Annotated in this window: 13 protein-coding genes, 7 tRNA genes and 1 pseudogene; 2 read left to right on the forward strand and 19 right to left on the reverse strand. The window is 66.4% G+C overall.

What is annotated here, in order from left to right; translation table 11 throughout:
* Positions 1-93 precede the first annotated feature (93 nt).
* The 9 genes from SY1_RS05100 to SY1_RS05140 all read right to left on the reverse strand — a co-directional run bounded on the left by SY1_RS05100 (position 94) and on the right by SY1_RS05140 (position 5,057).
* Positions 94-169 (reverse strand) — tRNA-Lys (locus SY1_RS05100).
* A gap of 12 nt (positions 170-181) precedes the next feature.
* Positions 182-258: transfer RNA gene (locus tag SY1_RS05105), tRNA-Arg, on the reverse strand.
* Between the two features lie 12 nt (positions 259-270).
* Positions 271-347, reverse strand: a tRNA-His gene (locus SY1_RS05110).
* Positions 348-355: 8 nt separating this feature from the next.
* Positions 356-432 (reverse strand) — tRNA-Arg (locus SY1_RS05115).
* Positions 433-445: 13 nt separating this feature from the next.
* Positions 446-522: transfer RNA gene (locus tag SY1_RS05120), tRNA-Gly, on the reverse strand.
* A 21-nt stretch (positions 523-543) separates the two neighbouring features.
* Positions 544-621, reverse strand: a tRNA-Pro gene (locus tag SY1_RS05125).
* A gap of 8 nt (positions 622-629) precedes the next feature.
* Positions 630-705, reverse strand: a tRNA-Ala gene (locus SY1_RS05130).
* A gap of 100 nt (positions 706-805) precedes the next feature.
* Positions 806-1,774, reverse strand: a complete 969-nt coding sequence (locus SY1_RS05135) for an ROK family protein (protein ID WP_015556391.1) — start codon at positions 1,772-1,774, stop codon at positions 806-808.
* Between the two features lie 88 nt (positions 1,775-1,862).
* Entirely contained in the window at positions 1,863-5,057 is a 3,195-nt protein-coding gene (locus tag SY1_RS05140; RefSeq protein ID WP_208872939.1) for a DEAD/DEAH box helicase, read from the reverse strand.
* Positions 5,058-5,269: 212 nt separating this feature from the next.
* Between SY1_RS05140 and SY1_RS05145 the strand changes: the two genes are divergently transcribed.
* Positions 5,270-6,124 (forward strand): NAD(P)-dependent oxidoreductase, encoded by an 855-nt coding sequence (locus SY1_RS05145; protein WP_243440711.1) that lies wholly within the window; start codon positions 5,270-5,272, stop codon positions 6,122-6,124.
* A gap of 100 nt (positions 6,125-6,224) precedes the next feature.
* The gene (locus tag SY1_RS05150) at positions 6,225-6,521 is read left to right on the forward strand and encodes a virulence-associated protein D (RefSeq protein WP_015556392.1); all 297 of its coding nucleotides are present in this window, start codon (positions 6,225-6,227) and stop codon (positions 6,519-6,521) included.
* Between the two features lie 80 nt (positions 6,522-6,601).
* Here the strand turns inward: SY1_RS05150 and flgC are convergent, their stop codons facing one another.
* The 10 genes and pseudogenes from flgC to SY1_RS12355 form a co-directional block, all read right to left on the reverse strand.
* The gene (gene flgC / locus SY1_RS05155) at positions 6,602-7,021 is read right to left on the reverse strand and encodes a flagellar basal body rod protein FlgC (protein WP_015556393.1); all 420 of its coding nucleotides are present in this window, start codon (positions 7,019-7,021) and stop codon (positions 6,602-6,604) included.
* Between the two features lie 16 nt (positions 7,022-7,037).
* On the reverse strand, positions 7,038-7,475 hold the full coding sequence (gene flgB, locus SY1_RS05160; protein WP_243440590.1) for a flagellar basal body rod protein FlgB: 438 nt from the start codon (positions 7,473-7,475) through the stop codon (positions 7,038-7,040).
* A 19-nt stretch (positions 7,476-7,494) separates the two neighbouring features.
* Positions 7,495-8,421: a GTP-sensing pleiotropic transcriptional regulator CodY gene (codY, locus tag SY1_RS05165; protein ID WP_015556394.1), complete on the reverse strand. Its 927-nt coding sequence runs from the start codon at positions 8,419-8,421 to the stop codon at positions 7,495-7,497.
* A 210-nt stretch (positions 8,422-8,631) separates the two neighbouring features.
* Entirely contained in the window at positions 8,632-10,038 is a 1,407-nt protein-coding gene (gene hslU / locus SY1_RS05170) for an ATP-dependent protease ATPase subunit HslU (protein ID WP_015556395.1), read from the reverse strand.
* Positions 10,035-10,577 (reverse strand): ATP-dependent protease subunit HslV, encoded by a 543-nt coding sequence (gene hslV / locus SY1_RS05175; RefSeq protein WP_015556396.1) that lies wholly within the window; start codon positions 10,575-10,577, stop codon positions 10,035-10,037. The genes hslU and hslV overlap by 4 nt, the downstream gene beginning before the upstream one ends.
* A 65-nt stretch (positions 10,578-10,642) precedes the next feature.
* A complete protein-coding gene (locus tag SY1_RS05180; protein ID WP_279369723.1) occupies positions 10,643-11,581 on the reverse strand; it encodes a tyrosine-type recombinase/integrase in 939 nt (312 codons plus the stop codon).
* Positions 11,582-11,798: 217 nt separating this feature from the next.
* Positions 11,799-11,963 carry a hypothetical protein gene (locus SY1_RS05185; protein WP_015556398.1) on the reverse strand — a complete coding sequence of 55 codons (165 nt, stop codon included), beginning with the start codon at positions 11,961-11,963 and terminating at the stop codon, positions 11,799-11,801.
* 320 nt (positions 11,964-12,283) lie between these two features.
* Positions 12,284-13,414 (reverse strand): sensor histidine kinase, encoded by a 1,131-nt coding sequence (locus SY1_RS05190; protein WP_015556399.1) that lies wholly within the window; start codon positions 13,412-13,414, stop codon positions 12,284-12,286.
* Between the two features lie 41 nt (positions 13,415-13,455).
* Positions 13,456-13,788: a M55 family metallopeptidase gene (locus tag SY1_RS12350; protein ID WP_341523513.1), complete on the reverse strand. Its 333-nt coding sequence runs from the start codon at positions 13,786-13,788 to the stop codon at positions 13,456-13,458.
* Between the two features lie 55 nt (positions 13,789-13,843).
* A pseudogene (locus SY1_RS12355) lies at positions 13,844-14,023 on the reverse strand (M55 family metallopeptidase); the annotation flags it as partial.
* Between the last annotated feature and the right edge of the window lie 4 nt (positions 14,024-14,027).

Genomic DNA, 14,027 nt, shown 5'->3' on the forward strand with positions numbered 1-14,027 from the left:
CATCAGGGTGGACTTTCATGGAGTGAAGACAAAAGAAAAACCCGCTTGACAGCGGGCTTTTTGGACGACTTTGGACGTTCATGAAAAAGGTAATGGTGGACTGTGAGGGACTCGAACCCACGACCCGCTGATTAAGAGTCAGCTGCTCTACCAACTGAGCTAACAGTCCACGTTATTTGAATGGCGCGCCCGGCAGGATTCGAACCCGCGGCCTACGGATCCGAAGTCCGTCGCTCTATCCAACTGAGCTACGAGCGCACTATTAACTATTGGGGTGAGCGAGGGGACTCGAACCCCCAACCCCCGGGACCACAACCCGGTGCTCTAGCCAATTGAACTACGCTCACCATATCAATGGCGCGCCCGGCAGGATTCGAACCCGCGACCTACGGCTTAGAAGGCCGTTGCTCTATCCAGCTGAGCTACAAGCGCGTTCGTATCTCAATGGAGCGGGAAACGGGATTCGAACCCGCGACCTACGGCTTGGAAGGCCATCGCTCTAGCCAGCTGAGCTATTCCCGCGGCATCACCGTTGGTCAGCGCTGGTCGGGGCGAAAGGATTCGAACCTTCGACCCCCTGCTCCCAAAGCAGGTGCGCTAACCAGACTGCGCTACGCCCCGAACTAAAATGGTGGAGCTGAGGAGATTCGAACTCCCGACCTCTTCCGTGCGAGGGAAGCGCGCTCCCAGCTGCGCTACAGCCCCGTTACCACAACAGCGTGTATTCTACCCGTATTTCCCGAACTTGTCAACAACCTTTTGCGATTTTTTCGGTTTCCCGTTCCCCACCCTGCCAGCCCAGGGCTCACTCCCCGTAGGCAACCTTCGCCGCCATCGCCGCGCCCACCAGCCCCGCCTTGTAGCCCAGCGTGCAGGAGACCAGGCGCGTCGCCCGATCGTCCTCGTAATCGCGGCCGTAGAGCTCCGCCGAGACCTTCCGACGCAGGGGGACCAGCAGCCGTTCGCCCTGCTTGCCCACGCCTCCGCCGACGCCGACGACCTCCGGCTGAAGGCCGTTGACGAGGTTCGCCACCCCACAGGCCAGGTAGTCCGTGTACTCGTCCACCAGCCGCATGGCAGCCGGATCCCCGGCCTCGGCGGCGACGAAGGAGGTGTGTCCTCCGACGCGCCCCTCGCGGCGCGCCATCTCCGCCATCGCCCCCTCCGGGTCGGTTGCGATGGCCTCGTTCGTCATCGCGATGAGCCCCGTGGCCGAGGCGTAGGCCTCAAAGCACCCCCTGCGGCCGCAGGTGCAGGGACGGCCCCCGCGGACGATGACCATGTGCCCGAACTCGCACGCAGCGGAGTTGTACCCCGCCCATATCCTCCCGTCGATGACGAAGCCCGACCCGACGCCCGTCCCCAGCGTGATGATCATGGCGCTCGTCGCCCCCCTGGCACAGCCCCCTACGACCTCGCCCAGCGCCGCGGCGTTGGCGTCGTTCTCCACCCGCGCGGGCAGGTCAAGGGCCTCCGTCAGCATCGGGCCCAGCAGAAAATCGCGCCAACCCAGGTTGTTGTTGTAGAGCACCGTGCCCTCCTCGGCGCGCACCATCCCCGGACAGCCGACGCCCACGGCGCGCACCTTCCCCCACCCCAGGTCGCTGGCCGCGACCGCCTGCCTCACGCCCTCCAGGATGTCCTGAAGCACGACCTCCTGGGGCCGTTCCGCCCCCGTCGCGATCGCCACCTCGCTGACGATGGACCCCGCTGAGCTCACGACGCCGATCTTCACGCTCGTGCCGCCGACATCGACGCCGACGTAATACGTCATACCCCTCACCCTCCCTGTAATGAGCCCGTTATCAGCCTGCAATAATCCCGTGTCGCCTCCCAAAACGAAGGGCGAACCTGCGGTTTTCTCAACGCTCCACGCGGCCCGCGGCGCCTGGTTCCGCGCCCACGGGCTCGCCGCTCACGGCTCCAGCGGGAGCGGCCGGTCTTCCGGCCATCCCCTCCCCGGCGCGCCTCATGGCGCCAACGAGGGCCTCCGCCCCGACGAGGCCTCCGGGGCCGGCGGCCCGGGCGCGCATCACCGTCCAGCCCCGCTCCGCTCCAAGGAAGGGGGCCAGGAGCCCCATGTCGCCCGAAACGGTCGTGCCGTCCTGCCGGACCGAGGCCTCCTCCAGGCCAAAGCGGCCTCCGAAGTTGCGCAGGGCCGTCATCGCCGCCAGGAGGCGCACCTCCCTGGGCGGCGCGCCGAAGCGGTCGCGGACCTCCTCCATCAGGGCAGCCAGCTCGTCCAGCCCCACCGTTTGGAGCAGCCGGCGGTAGATCGTCACGCGCACGTCCTCCTGGGGGATGTAGAACGTGGGGACGGAGCCACCATGATCGAAGCTGAGGTCCGTCATCCTCGTCTCCTCGCCGCGCAGACGGCGAAGCTCCTGCTCCAGCATCCTGTAGAACACGTGGAAACTGCCGCTCCTGGCGCTTCCGTGCTGGCTGGTGCCCCCGATCTCCCCGCCGCCCCGGATGTCCAGGTCGCGCCGGGCGATGGCGTAGCCCGACCCCAGGTCCGTCATGGTGGAGATGGCCTCCAGCCGGTCCGCCGTCTCCCGCGGCAGAACCTCCCGGTCCGGGTAGAAGAAGTAGGCGAAGGCGTTTTCGCCCCGCCGGCCCACGCGCCCGCGCAGCTGGTACATCTGAGCCAGCCCCAGCTCCTGGGAGTCGTCCACGATGATGGTGTTGGCCCGCCCCACGTCCAGGCCGCTCTCGATGATGGTGGTCGCCACCAGGACGTCGATCTTTCCGGCGTAGAAGTCCATCATCGTGCGCTCCAGCTCGCGCCCCGCCATCTGGCCGTGGGCGATCTGGACTTTCGCCTCGGGGAAGAAGGCCGAGAGCGTGCGGGCCTGCTCCTCCATCCGCGAGATTCGGTTCACCACGAAATAGACCTGTCCGCCGCGGTTCAGCTCATAGGCCACGGCCTTGCGCACCAGGGGCGCCTGCCAGGGGCCGGCGAAGGTCGTCACGGGCAGGCGGTCCTCCGGCGGGGTCGAGAGGACCGAGATGCTGCGCAGCCCCCTCAGGGCCATGGCCAGGGTGCGGGGGATGGGCGTGGCGGAGAGGCTCAGGATGTCCACGGCGCCGTAGGCGCGCTTCAGCCCCTCCTTGTGCATGACGCCGAAGCGGTGCTCCTCGTCGATGACCAAAAGCCCCAGGTCCTTAAAGCGTACGCCCTTCTGCAGCAGCTTGTGCGTGCCGATGACGACGTCCACCTCCCCCGCCTCCGCGCGGGCCAGCGTCGCGGCAGCCTCCTTCCGTGACACGAAGCGCGAGAGCAGCCCCACGCTGACGGGGAAGCCCGCAAGCCGTGACTGGAAGGTGGAGAAGTGCTGCTGTGCCAGGATCGTGGTCGGTGCCAGGACGCAGACCTGACGGCCCGACGCCACGACGCGGAAGGCGGCGCGCAGAGCCACCTCCGTCTTGCCGAAGCCCACGTCCCCCACCAGCAGGCGGTCCATGGGGAAGCGGCTCGACAGGTCCGCCATGATCTCCGCCGTCGCACGGAGCTGATCCGCCGTCTCGTTGAAGGGGAAGGCACGGACGAAGTCGTCGTAGAGCTCCTCCGGCGCGGCAAAGGGCTCCTGCCTCTCCAGCTCGCGGCGCGCGTAGATCTCGAGGAGCGCCTTCGCCTCCTCCCTGGCGCGCTCTTTGTCCTTCTCCACGCTCTTTCGCCAGCGGGTGCCGCGCAGCGAGTCCAGCTGCGTCTCCTCGTTCTCGTGCTCTGCGAGAGGCGTCAGCCTGTGGGCCTGCAGGACGGGGACGAGCAGGCGCTGATCGTCCGCGAACTCGACGATCAGGGCGTCCGAGGTCACGCCGGCAGTGACCACCTCACGGATGCCGCGAAAGGCTCCGACGCCGTAGTCCTCGTGGACGACGAGTTGCCCCTCGGAGAGGCGGTCCCGCCACTCTACGGGAGCGCGCCATTCCGAGGTCGTGCCGGAGGCGGAGACGCCGGAGAGCTCCCGGTCGGAGATGAAGGCCCGAACGGACGAGCGATCCTCGAAGCCCGACGTCAGGGGGGCCTCCCGGAGCTCAAGCCCATCCCCCAGGACGCTGAAGGGCCCTTTTCCCCGGTCCAGGAAACGGGGGTTCGTCGTGAGGGCCGCGACGCGGCAGCCCTGGGATTCAAAGTCCCGGCACAGGCGCAGGACCGCGTTCAAGTCCCCCTTGAAGGGGGGCAGGGGGCGGACGTCCAGCTCGGCGTCCGCGGCCTCCGCGGCGTCCGTGATCCTGAGGTGCGGCAGCCGGGCCAGCACCTTGATGATCTCCCCCCAGTCCTTGACGACCTTCCCCTCCGCCCCTGCCGACAGCTCCTGCCAGAGCCAGTGGAAGGAGATCGCCTGGGCCTCCAACTTCTGGGGGTCGAAGAGGAGGATTCGCGCGTCATCGGGCAGCATCTCCGCAGGGACGCCTTCCGTCGCCGTGGCCATGCCGTGGAGGCTCACGTCCTCCAGCTCCGCGGCGCTCTTCTGCGTGGAGGGGTGAAACGCCGCGATGCGGTCGAGGTTCTCGTCGAAGAACTCAAAGCGCAGGGGCAGGGCGTGGGCGGGGTCGAAGACATCCATGATGAAGCCGCGAAGGACGTACTGCCCCGGCGACCACACGAGGTCCGTCCGCTGGTATCCGTTGCGCTCCAGCCAGGCGGCGAGGCGGTCCCTGGCGTAGTCCTCTCCCCTACGGACGGATAGCTCCGACTCCCCCAGGAGGCAGGGGGCCATCAGCGCGCCGGGCGTGGCGGCCAGCACGCCGCCCTCCGCCGCCCAGCGACGGATCGTCTCGCCCCGCTCCAGCAGCAGGGGACGGCTGTTGACGGACTGGGAGGTGAGGGGAAGCTCGGACAGCAGCATGGCCGGCCGGTCCGGGAACAGGGCCCGACTGTCCGCGACCAGCTCCGAGGCCTGCCGCAGGTCCGGAAGCACCGCGAGGGTCCGCCCCGCGGGACACATCCAGGCGCGCGCTGCCCCTCCCGCGCGGTCCAGCACCGCTCCGCCGCTTCGCCACAGGGCACCGGCCTCCTCCAGGTTCCCCAGCACAGGACGTCTCTTCCTCACAGGCAATCCCTCCGCTCCAAAGTTCCAGCCGCCCAGGCGACCGATGGTTCTTATTTTATCCTGTCCTCCGGCAAAATGCCCGCGGAGTTTGGACGTTTTGGAGCGCGGCGGCCGTTTGTGCTATGATGAAGACCTGATCACGACAGGGGCTGAGGCCGTCGTGCGGGCGGCCCCGCGGATCGCATTCCAAAGGGGGTATCACATTGCGAAAAGTGGGTTTTATCGGCGTGGGCATCATGGGGAAGTCCATGGTGCGCAACCTGATGAAGGCGGGCTTTGAGCTCCGCATCTTCGCGCGGGACAGGGCGAAGGTCGCCGACGTGATCGCGGAGGGCGCGGCCTTCGGCAGCTCCATCGCAGAGTGCGTCAAGGGCTGCAGCGAGGTCATCACGATGGTGGGCTTCCCCCGCGACGTGGAGGAGGTCTACTTCGGGGCCGGGAACGTCCTGGACAGCGCGGAACGGGGCGCCTGCCTCATCGACATGACCACCAGCAGCCCGACGCTGGCCGAACGGCTCTACGCCGAGGGCACGAAGCGCGGCTTCCGGGTGATGGACGCCCCCGTGACCGGCGGCGAGACGGGGGCGCGGGACGGGACGCTCTCCATCCTGGCGGGAGGCGACAGGGCGGACTACGAGGCCTGCATGCCCCTGTTCCGCGCCATGGGCGCCAACGTCAACTACCAGGGCAAGGCGGGTTGCGGCCAACACGCGAAGCTGACGAACCAGATCATGATCGCAGGGACGCTCTCCGGCGTGTGTGAGGCCATCGCCTACGCACGGGCCAAGGGGCTGGACCTCGAAGTGCTGCTGAAGTCCCTGTCCACCGGTGCAGCGGCCAGCAGGCAGCTGGACGCCTGCTGGCCAAAAATCGCGGCGAACGACTTCCAGCCGAGCTTCTTCCTCAAGCACTTCCTGAAGGACCTGACGCTGGCCTCGGAGGAGGCGGCGCAGAGCCGCCTGCACCTGGAGGTCCTGGCTCAGGTGACGGAGGACTACGGAGAGCTGGCCCGCGACGGGTTCGGGGACATGGGGACTCAGACGCTGATCAAGCACTACGAACGGTAGCGCCGAGCGGTCGGAAAGAGGTTCGGCCGCTGGGTCCGCGATTGTTTGTGATAAAATGATCCTGGAGAGGCCGCCGCAACATTGAAACTCCGAAGGAGGGATGAGCGTGTACGCGATCGCGTTTGACCTGAAGGTTGCGGAACTCAAGAAAAATTATGGGGATCCCTACAACGGGGCCTATCAGGAGATCAATGAAGAGCTCAAAAAAGCGGGCTTTGAGTGGACACAGGGCAGCGTCTATCTCTCCATGAAGGACGGGGATAACCTTACCGCCGTGTATAAGGCGATCAACGCGCTTTCAAGGATTGAGTGGTTCAAAAATTCCGTGCGCGACATCCGGGCTTTTAAGGTCGAGGACTGGTCGGACTTTACCGACGTCGTCAAGGGACTGGCGTAGGGCTGGAGCAGGCTTCGAGGACAAACGTCAGCCCCGACTCTCGTCGGGGCTGATCGGTTCTTCAGGTTTTTTGGGCAGGGTTAGGCCCTCATGACCTCCAGGGCGCCGTTCCACATCTCGCGCGCCGTGGTGACGACGGAGAGGTTTGCCTCATAGGCACGGCTGGCCACCAGCATGTCCGTCATCTCCCGCACCAGGTTGACGTTGGGATAGGCCACGTAGCCGTCCTTGTCCGCATCCGGGTGGTCCGGCTGATAGGTCATCCGCGGGGCCGTCCGGTCCTCGGTGATGGCCGTGACGCGCACGCCGCCGATGTCGCGGTAGCCCCCGATGGTCCTGTCCAGCATCTCCGCGAAGACGGGCACGCGCCGCTTATAGGGCCCGCCGCTCAGCGTGCGGGTCGTGTTGATGTTCGCCAGGTTGGAGGAGATCGTGTCCATCCACAGACGATGGGCCGTCAGGGCGCTGCCCGCAACCTCCATGCTGTCAAAGACCTTCATCCAGGAACGCCTCCCTCTAGCGGCCCGCGATGACAGACTTCAAGAGCGCCGTCTTGCCCGCGGCAACGCGCATCATCGCCCCGTACATCATGCGGGTCTCCGACAGCACGGCCATCTCGCGCTCCGGGTCCACGTTGTTCCCGTCCAGGCGGTAGATTTCGTCCGACACCCTGATCTCCGAGGCCCTGACGTCCGACATGCGCAGGGGGCGAGACGGGATGTGTCCCGCATCCGTCACCGTCATGTGCAGCTTTCTGCCGTTCTCCATGACCTCGCGCATCTGGTCCTCAAAGGAGACGTTCCGGCGGGCGTAGCCCGGCGTGTTGGCGTTCGCCACGTTCCTCGTCACCGCCTTGAAGCGCTCCGCAAGGCACTCCGTCTCCTTCTCCACGACGCTCCAAGTGTAATCTCCCAGCACGGTCCTCACCTCTCCCTTCGCTTCATTATACACCACGAAGCGTTCCACGTCCCCTTCAGTACAGCACGCGGGGGGAGGTGGCCACGCCCAGCTCCTCCACGAAGAGAGGGCTCAGCACCTTGATGTAGGTGCCCTTCATCCCCAGGCTGCGGCTCTCGATGAGCCCCGCGCTCTCCAGCTTGCGAAGCGCGTTGACGATGACGCTGCGCGTCACCCCCACGCGGTCCGCCACCTTGCTCGCGATGGCGACCCCCTCGAGCCCGTCGATCTCCGCCAGGATGTGCTTCATGGAGGCCACCTCGGAGTAGGAGAGGGCCCGCATCGCCATCTGCACGGCAATGCGGTCGCGGGAGCGCTCCTCGATCGTCCGGTTGCGCTCGTTCAGAATCTCGATGCCCACCAGCGTGCCCAGGTACTCCGCCAGCAGGAGGTCCCGAAGCAGGAAGGGGGCGCGGAAACGGACCAGCAGCACCGTCCCCAGCCGCTCCGCCGCAGCGCCGATGATGGGGACGTACATCAGGTGCTTCTCCGGCCGCTCGCCCGCGTAGTCGTCATCGAACAGGAAGGCGTCCTCGTCGTGGACCTCGGAGTCCCTGCACCGGTTCATTCGGACCACGAACTCCTCCGGCATGACGCCGTTCTTCATACTTGCCGACAGGGCCTTGGACTCGTAGTCCGGAAGCCAGTTGTGCCCCAGCAGGTTGCCGATCTTGTCCACGATGTAGACGTTGGCCGTAGAGAATTCGGACAGGAGGCGGGCCAACCTGTCGTAGTCCAGGAGATCCCCCTCCCGGCGATTCTGCAGTGCCCGCCCCACCTGCCGCGTCTTCTCGAGGATGTCCTCCATCGCCTTCGTCACCGCTTCCGAACAGGGCCCCGCTTCCCACCCGCTCTCCGTGACGGAGGTTCCGTTCAGGATATCCACCGTCCCCTCAGCCTCCACTTTCCTCGTTCCACGCCGCTTTTCAGTTCTTTTTGCCATTGTTGCATTCCTCCTGAGGATCAGCCGGCGGAAGAACCGCACGGCCATCCGCTGCGTCAAGACTTAGAAGCAGGGCCAATGCGACACGCGATGCCGCACGCTGTGATTCGCCCGCCTGCTGTCCTTTTGCTACAGTATAACAATAATTTCACAACAATTCAACACAATTAAAGAGAACTTTAACCCAAATTTGCCTCAAGACCAGGGGGATCACAGGAGATAACGCCGTATGTCCCGGTTCTCCACGAGGGGGGCGAGGCGCTCGCGCACGAGGTCCGCGGTGATCTCGATCCGTTCGGGGCTCCGGTCGCAGACGCTGAAGCTGATCTCCTCCAGCAGCTGCTCCATCATCGTGTGCAGCCGCCGGGCCCCGATGTCCTCCATCTCGGCATTCATCTTGCTGGAGAGCTTGGCGATCTCCGCCGTTGCCTCCTCCGTGAAGACCAGCTCCGTGCCCTCCGTAGAGATGAGGGCCGTGTACTGGCGGATGAGGCTGTTCTCCGGCTCCGTCAGTATCTGCTGCAGGTTCTCCCAGCTCAGGGGCTCCAGCTCCACGCGGATGGGGAACCGCCCCTGCAGCTCCGGGATGAGGTCCGACGGCTTCACTCCGCTGAAGGCGCCCGCCGCGATGAAGAGGATGTGGTCCGTCTTGACGGGACCGTAGCGCGTCTGGACGACGCTGCCCTCCACGATGGGCAGGAGGTCGCGCTGCACGCCCTCGCGACTCACGTCCGGGCCCGTGCTGCCGCCCCGGACCACCACCTTGTCCAGCTCGTCCAGGAACACGATGCCGCCCTCCTGAACGATCTCGAGTGCCTCCCGCGCCAGCGTCTCCTTGTCGATGAGCTTCTCCGCCTCCTCGGACTGGAGGATGCGCAGCGCCTCCTTCACCTTCATGTGGCGCTTCCTGGAGCGCTTCGGCAGGATCCCGCTCAGCATCTCGCTGATGTTGACGCCCATGCTGTCCATGCCCGAAGCCCCCATGACGGGGATCGCCGTCACGGCGTCCGTCACTTCGACGTCCACCTCCCGGTCGTCCAGCCTGCCTGCCCTGAGCATCTCCAGCAGGCGAGCGCGCGTCCTGGTGTTCTCCTCGGCCTGCCCCTCTTCCTCCCGGTCCTCCTCGGCGGCCTCCTCCTGGGAGGCCCCAAAGGCCTTCATGAGGTCCGGCACGGAGAACCTGCGCTCCTTTTTGGGGAGCATCGCGTCCAGCAGCCTCTGCTCCGCCCGCTCCAGGGCGGGGGCCTGCATCGTCTCCAGCATCCGCCTGCGCACCATGGCGACGCCGAACTCCATCAGGTCGCGAATGATGGTCTCCACGTCGCGGCCCACGTAGCCCACCTCGGTGAACTTCGTGGCTTCCACCTTGATGAAGGGCGCGTCGGAAAGCGTCGCCAGGCGGCGGGCGATCTCCGTCTTGCCCACCCCCGTCGGCCCCACCATCAGGATGTTCTTCGGCATGATCTCGTGCGCCATCTCCGGGGGCAGCGCCCGCCGACGCAGGCGGTTCCTCAGCGCGATGGCCACGGCCCGCTTGGCTTTGTCCTGTCCCACGATGTAGCGGTTCAGGTACTCGATGATCCGCGAGGGCGTCAGCGCAGAATTCAGCCCGCTCATTCTCCAAGCACCTCCAGGGTCACGACGCTGTCCGTGTAGATGCAGATCTCGGAGGCCAGCTCGATGGCGCGGCGCGCGATGCGATCCGGGCTCCAGTCCGTGGCCTCCCGCAGCGCCCGCCCCGCCGCCAGCGCGTAGCCGGACCCGGACCCGATGGAGGCCACGTCGCCCTCCGGCTCCAGGATGTCCCCCGCTCCGCTCAAAAGCAGCGTCATGCTCCTGTCCGCCGCTAGCATCATGGCCTCGAGCCGGCGCAGCGCCTTGTCCATGCGCCACTCGCGCACCAGCTTCACGGCCCCCTTCATCAGGTCGCCCTTCTCCTGCTCCAGGCAGTTCTCAAAACGTTCCAAAAGCGTCATGGCGTCCGCCGTGCTGCCGGCGAACCCCGTCAGTATCTTTCCCCCCAGCAGCGGACGCACCTTGCGCGCCCCGGACTTGATGATCTGACTCCCAAGCGTCACCTGGCCGTCCCCCGCCATGGCGACCCGCGCTCCATCCCGAACGCAGACAATCGTCGTTCCCGTAAACAGCGTGATCATCCTTTCAGAAAAATGCCAAGCCATCCGTTTCGCCCCGTTTCGACACAGGCCATCGGCCGTGCGGCTCATCCCTCGTCCGTGCCGACGTGGGCCCTGGGGTGGGCCGCCGCGTAGCTCTCCTTCATCCAGGAGGCGCTGACCGTGAGGTAGATCTGAGTCGTGGCAAGGCTCTCGTGTCCCAAAAACTCCTGGACGAACTTCAGGGACGCCCCGTGCTCCAGAAGGTGCGTCGCGCAGCTGTGGCGCAGGACGTGGGGCGTCACCCCCTCAAGCCCCGCCCGGGCCGCCAGGGCCGTCACGACGCGATGCACCGTGCGGACCGTGACGGGCTTCTGCCCGGTCCGCCCCCTCCGTCCCTCCCTGCCGGGGCTGCCCGCTCCCTCGTGCCCCACAAAGACGAAGGGGCCGAGGGCCTGCTCCCCGCGCAGAGCCGTCAGCGCGCGCTGGGCGCAGCGGCCGAACGGCACGCGCCGCTCCTTGCTGCCCTTGCCCAGGATGATGAGCCAGCGCTCGTCCAGGTCCACGTCCTCCCAGCGCAGGCCGGTCAGCTCCGACACGCGAAGCCCGCAGCCGTAGAGGACCTCCAGGATCGCCGTGTCCCGCAGCGCCTCCTCCGACTCCCCCGCCGCAGCAAAGAGGCGTTCCACCACCTCCTCGCTGAGGGCGCGGGGAATGCGCCGGGGCGCGCCGGGGCCCCGCAGGTTTCGAGCCGGGTCCCGCTCCAGGACGCCGCGCTCCTTCAGGAAGGCAAAGAAGCTTCGGAGTGACGAGAGCTTTCGCGCCACCGTCGCCTTGGCGTATCCCCAGCCGAAGAGCGCCCGCAGGTACGCCCTCAGTATCGGCGCTTCCACCGACCGGACCTCCGACGCGCCACACCCCTCGAGGTACTCCGCGAACTGCCTGAGGTCCGAGGCGTAGTTGACCAGCGTGTGCTCCGATTGCGATCTGTTCTGCACCGACGCCATAAAGGCGTCGATCAGATGGTCCATCATCTCTGCAGTCATTTTTTAATAATACCAAGTTTTGGGATAATTACAAGGATTTATTCAAAAAAATCTCAATTGTAAAACGGGCCGTGGCTCGCGGTGAGCTTTGGCCCGTTCCTCAGACTTCATCTTTATTCAGCAGGAAAAACCGGGTCAAAGGGCGCCTGCGCCCTGTCGTTCTGCGTTAAAAACAAAGAAGCGGACCGTGCCGCCGTGAAGCCTGGGGCCGCGCTCCCTAGGCATAGAGCCGGCGCATCGCGCCGCTGCGATCCTTCAGGTAAAGCGCAATACCCTTCAGCGCCCCGTCCTCGCCGCGCACGGCGGGGACCAGAGAGCCGTCCGACGTGAGCCACAGGGGCCTCTCGTCGGAGTAGACCAGCTTGGTCGTCTCACATCCCATCCTTTCACCTCCCCTCCGCAAAGGAGGATACCACCTCCGCATCAAGTTTTGCACGACCCCACAGCCAGGCATTCACGAGGCCGATGCGGGACTCATAGTACCCCGACCGGCGCGAAATGTCAAACCGGCACGGCGGAATTACGCGGAAGGGCGGAGGGGAACTCCGCTACGGCTCAATCCGAAGCGTTGAAGGGGGGCTGCTACGGAGGGGTGGGACTGACGACCCGTGAGCAGGGGCGAACGGCAGCCGGAAGGCTCCCCGAAGGGGAGGCGAAAGCACGGCCGCGCTCGACGACGTGCAGCAGGATCGACCCCGCGCCTCACTCCCCCTCCCCGGTCCTCAGGGGCACCTTGAAGGCGATCGTCGTCCCCTTGCCGATGACGCTGCTCACCGTAAACTCCCCGCCCTGGACCGTGACCCGCTCCTCCATGTTCTGCAGGCCGTAGGAGCCCCGCTCCCGCGCCGCCGCCTTCTCCTTCTCCACGTCGAAGCCCTTGCCGTCGTCGATGATCAGGCCCCGGACGGTGCGCCGGGAGTTGCCGATCGTGACCTTCACGTGGGGGGCGCCGCTCTTCGCGGCGTTGACGACGGCCTGGTGAACGGTCTTGAAGACGTTGCCCCGCTGGAGCAGGGGGACCTCCTCCAGCTTGCCCGTCAGCTTCCACGTCAGCTCCGTGCCCCAGCTTCGCTTCACCTGGTCCGCCAGGCGCTTCAGCGGCACCTCGAACCCCATGTCGATCCCCGTCGGGCTGAGGCCGAACAAAAGGGATCGGACCTCGCTGAGCCCACCCCGCAGCTGGCTCAACGCCAGCTTCAGCTCGCCCGCCGCCTCGGTGTACTCCCCCCGCGACATGAGCTCCTGGGCCATCTCAAGGGTCAGGCCGAGGGCCGAGAAGGACTGGGTTGGCCCGTCGTGAAGCTCCTGGGCGAAGGATCGGGCCTCGCGCTCGGCGATCTGAAAGGCCGTGACCAGCGCCCCGTCGTTGACGATCTCCGCCGCCTGGGCCGCAGGCATCGCCTCCGGCAGCGCCACCAGGTTCATCACCATCCGCAGGCGCGTCCCCATGCTCTCGCTCTTGGAGACGACGCGCGACAGGGCGCGCTCCTCCTTCTGCAGCTCGTCCCGGCGCTGAGTCAGGTTGCGGTAACGTTCCTCAAGCAGGGCGTGCAGCTTCATGGACTCCGAGGCCCGGTCGTAGGCCTCCTTCTCCTCGGCGATGAGGCCCTGCTTCGAGTAGAGCACCAGCTTCTCCCGAAGGGACGAATACTCCCGCGAGGCGCTGTCGATCCCCGATGCCAGCTCCTTCAGCTCGATGGACATCGCGGTGATCCGGCTTCGCGCCTTCTCCAGGCGGGACGCCTCCTCCTTGCGGATCGAGTTCAGCTCGTCCAGGCTCTGTTGGATGAACTGAAGGATGCGGTCCTCCAGCACCGCTACCTTATCCGACATAACACCCCTCCATCAGGGACTCCGTTCCCCGACCGCCATGATCAGTCGCTGCCCAGGCCGATGAGAGCTCCGGACCACCGCCTCATCTCCGCCATACCATAGCCGCAGACGCGAAGCGTGCGCCCGCCCAGGCGCTCCACGCCCGGAAGGATGGCCCCCCGATCGCACTGGAGCGTCGTGTGGAAGGTGATGCGCAGGTCAAAGCTGCCGTCCCCGACGTCCATCCGCGGCGCGGTCCCCGCCCGGACCCGCTCCACGGCCTCCACGGCTGCAGCCCGCAGGAGCTTCGCGCTCTCGTCCGGGGTGAGGCACTCCGCCGAGAACCTGCCGTGCGCCTCCTTCACGCAGGCCGTCACCAGCCCGTCCCCCAACACGCGCCGAGGCCTCGCTGCAGGCCGCGCGGTCCCCCGTCAGCATCGCCACGGGGATGCCGTAGTGCGCCGCGACGGCGGCGTTAAGGCCCGTCTCCCCCACCTCGCGTCCGTTCAGCTGGACGGAGTAGACGCGCCGGCCGCTGACCGTGTGGTCCAACACCGCGTTCGGCGTGCCGGCCATGGCGTGGTAGGCGACGAAGATCACCGCGTCGGCTCCCCCGCACCCCTCCATCATCCCC

Source organism: Fretibacterium fastidiosum, from assembly GCF_000210715.1.
GTDB classification, from domain to species: domain Bacteria; phylum Synergistota; class Synergistia; order Synergistales; family Aminobacteriaceae; genus Fretibacterium; species Fretibacterium fastidiosum.

What these genes read in the sequence shown, in the direction of transcription:
- SY1_RS05190 (WP_015556399.1), bottom strand. Translation starts at nt 13,414, where the DNA reads ATGTCGGATAAGGTAGCGGTGCTGGAGGACCGCATCCTTCAGTTCATC.
- SY1_RS05135 (WP_015556391.1), bottom strand. Translation starts at nt 1,774, where the DNA reads ATGACGTATTACGTCGGCGTCGATGTCGGCGGCACGAGCGTGAAGATC.
- SY1_RS05180 (WP_279369723.1), bottom strand. Translation starts at nt 11,581, where the DNA reads ATGACTGCAGAGATGATGGACCATCTGATCGACGCCTTTATGGCGTCG.
- hslV (WP_015556396.1), bottom strand. Translation starts at nt 10,577, where the DNA reads ATGATCACGCTGTTTACGGGAACGACGATTGTCTGCGTTCGGGATGGA.
- SY1_RS05150 (WP_015556392.1), top strand. Translation starts at nt 6,225, where the DNA reads ATGAGCGTGTACGCGATCGCGTTTGACCTGAAGGTTGCGGAACTCAAG.
- codY (WP_015556394.1), bottom strand. Translation starts at nt 8,421, where the DNA reads ATGGCAAAAAGAACTGAAAAGCGGCGTGGAACGAGGAAAGTGGAGGCT.
- hslU (WP_015556395.1), bottom strand. Translation starts at nt 10,038, where the DNA reads ATGAGCGGGCTGAATTCTGCGCTGACGCCCTCGCGGATCATCGAGTAC.
- flgC (WP_015556393.1), bottom strand. Translation starts at nt 7,021, where the DNA reads ATGAAGGTCTTTGACAGCATGGAGGTTGCGGGCAGCGCCCTGACGGCC.
- SY1_RS05185 (WP_015556398.1), bottom strand. Translation starts at nt 11,963, where the DNA reads ATGGGATGTGAGACGACCAAGCTGGTCTACTCCGACGAGAGGCCCCTG.